This is a genomic window from Muribacter muris, from assembly GCF_001038205.1.
GTDB classification, from domain to species: Bacteria; Pseudomonadota; Gammaproteobacteria; order Enterobacterales; family Pasteurellaceae; genus Muribacter; species Muribacter muris.
In genome coordinates this window covers 1-2,453 of sequence record NZ_JWIZ01000065.1, presented here as the reverse complement: position 1 = coordinate 2,453, position 2,453 = coordinate 1, and the positions used below count along the sequence as shown (strand labels likewise).

The window sequence follows — 2,453 nt, the reverse complement described above, 5'->3', positions numbered from 1 at the left end:
TTGTTGTGATCCACTAAAATTGCGAAAATGAACCACTAAAAAAGCGAAACAAGTCCCCCCCCTCATTTTTTCTTAGTTTTAGTGGTTCATCTTTATCCCCAGTTCACAATATCGCCTATCCGCTTTATCTTCTAAAACAAGACTTGCTATGCCCTTTGAAGAGAGCAATCCTGTACACACATTAAGTACTTTCCGAATTAAACAATGAAGCATAGAGATCTTTTACTTTCAACGCCCTTTAAACTTCACTTAAAGGGCGTTTTCATTAAAATTTATACACCAAATTATCTTCGTATCTTCCCGCATAACTCACATTTGCCTGTAATGTGATCCGCTTGTACGAATCAAAGGCTGCCCAATTCTGCCACTTATCTTCGATCATTGCGTCAATAAACCGGATAAACTCCGATTTGGTTGAGCTGAAGAAGATATACGGCGGACGGGTTAGGTGAATGAGACGTAAGAAGTCAATCAAACCAAAATAGTGTGCCTGCTTATAGCTTTCTTGACGAGAACAAAGGTAAGGCGGATCAAGAACAAACAACGTCTTATCTTGGTGCTGATATTGGGGAAGTAATGTATGAAACGACTCACTCACGACTTCTACGCCGTCCAAATAGCCAGTGGCTTCGGGGTAGTCGCTTTTACGCACGCAATGGAGAAAAGATTGCTCAAAAAGCTCTTCAAGACTACTCACTTGCTCACCACTAAATAACAACCAACTAGCCAAACAGTTCAAGTCTTTGTAACCGTTGAAATTATTGATTTTATTGATGATTTTAGCTTTTAAATCCTTATTTAACCGCTTGTTTTTTGGTACAATATCGGCAATAGTTTGATAGATTTCTTGGCGAAGTTGATTTATGTCTTTGATGTGTTTCAGCCGCTCGGCGTAACCGTCAAAATCGTTGTAAATCACCCGTGCTGACGGCTTTTTACGCTTTGCCGTATGCGAAAGTAAGCCGCTCCCGCCAAACACATCAATTATCGTCCAGCCTTCTCCACTACCTTCGATATTTTCGTCCAATACTGCTTCAAAATATTTGAGAAATTGACGTTTTTGCCCGACAAAGGGTAACGGAGCTTGTTTAAATGTTGCCATAATTGTGTCCTCTATTATGGCATTCCGGCGTTCAAGACGCTCCGACACTCTGATTGATTAGTGAAATGTGTTGATCGTTTTGCAGCGACCGCATTTGATTTCAATCAAAATCGCTGAACCTTTCGCCAATAACTTGTTACAGCATCGGCATCTAAGTTGAATATGTTGCATTGTTATCGATCCTTTTTATCGGTTCTGATACTATGCTGTGTCAATGATCTTCCAAAATTGAACCACAAAGATCCTTTAAAAGTGTTCCACTTTTATTATTTCTTAATTACGATGTTTAAATCGATAAGATTCATTACCCGTTTCTAAAATATGGCAATGGTGAATTAACCTATCTAAAAGTGCATTTGTCATTTTTGCCTCAGTAAATAGGGTGCCCCACTCTGAAAACTCAAGGTTTGTCGTAATGATAACACTGGTATTTTCATGAAGTTGACTCATTAAATGAAACAGTAATGCCCCACCTTTTTGACTAAAGGGTAAGTAGCCTAGCTCATCCAAAATGATGACATCTTGACGGACCATCTGAGGGACAAGCTTAAATTGTTTCATTTGATTATCCAGCTCAAGCTGATTCACCAAATCCAATACGTTCCAAAATCGTACTTTATAGCCTTGTTCTGCAGCTTGGATGCCAAATGCCGTCGCTAAGTGCGTTTTTCCTGTACCTGGACCACCCACTAAAATAATATTACGCTTGGCTTTAATATATTCACCATCCAGCAAAAGTTGAAAGCGGGCTTCATCTAAAAGGCTTTGCTTAAAATCAAATTCAGCAAAGGTTCTTTGTTGGGGAAACTTAGCACGTTTAATCCGCCCTAAAGTTTGGTTAATGCTTCGTTGTGTGATTTCAACATTTAGTAAACGTGCGAGAATATCGAGCGTCGGGCGTTTGCGTCGAACACCTTCAATCACGATATCGTCAAATTCATTTGCCATTGTTGTTAATTTAAGCTGTTGTAGTAATGCAATATAGTCTTGTCTTTCCATTATTATCTCCTTGTCTGTTTTATTTTAGTGAAGGAAAGGTAGTGGTTCTTCGATATTGAAGGAGTTGGTCAAATTGACTGAGATTTGCTTTAGGCGGACAACGCAGCGCAACGTGTCGACTCTCTATTTTAGGGACTGTTGGTTCAGTCAATCTTAAGATAATATTCAGTACAGCTTCAACAGTAGGTAATCCTTGTTCTAATGCGAGCTCTGCGGCAGTCACGCCGACTTCTTCGCCAAAATCCGCAATTAAACTCAGAAGCTTAACCATCGCCTTATCACCACGAGGTTGTTTGAGTAAGTGATGTTGAAGGGGTTTAATAGCTGGAGGAAGTACCCAGCCTTGAAAGGC

Annotated in this window: 3 protein-coding genes and 1 pseudogene; all 4 read right to left on the bottom strand. The window is 39.8% G+C overall.

The features are described from left to right. Positions 1-265 precede the first annotated feature (265 nt). The gene (locus RO21_RS09695) at positions 266-1,102 is read right to left on the bottom strand and encodes a DNA adenine methylase (protein ID WP_047977588.1); all 837 of its coding nucleotides are present in this window, start codon (positions 1,100-1,102) and stop codon (positions 266-268) included. 57 nt (positions 1,103-1,159) lie between these two features. Further along, positions 1,160-1,273, bottom strand: coding sequence for a Com family DNA-binding transcriptional regulator (locus tag RO21_RS13765; RefSeq protein ID WP_084724285.1), 114 nt, complete (start codon positions 1,271-1,273; stop codon positions 1,160-1,162). A 102-nt stretch (positions 1,274-1,375) separates the two neighbouring features. Then, a complete protein-coding gene (istB, locus tag RO21_RS09690) occupies positions 1,376-2,101 on the bottom strand; it encodes an IS21-like element helper ATPase IstB (protein ID WP_018355665.1) in 726 nt (241 codons plus the stop codon). A 19-nt stretch (positions 2,102-2,120) separates the two neighbouring features. Next, positions 2,121-2,453: pseudogene (locus RO21_RS13140) on the bottom strand (IS21 family transposase); the annotation flags it as partial.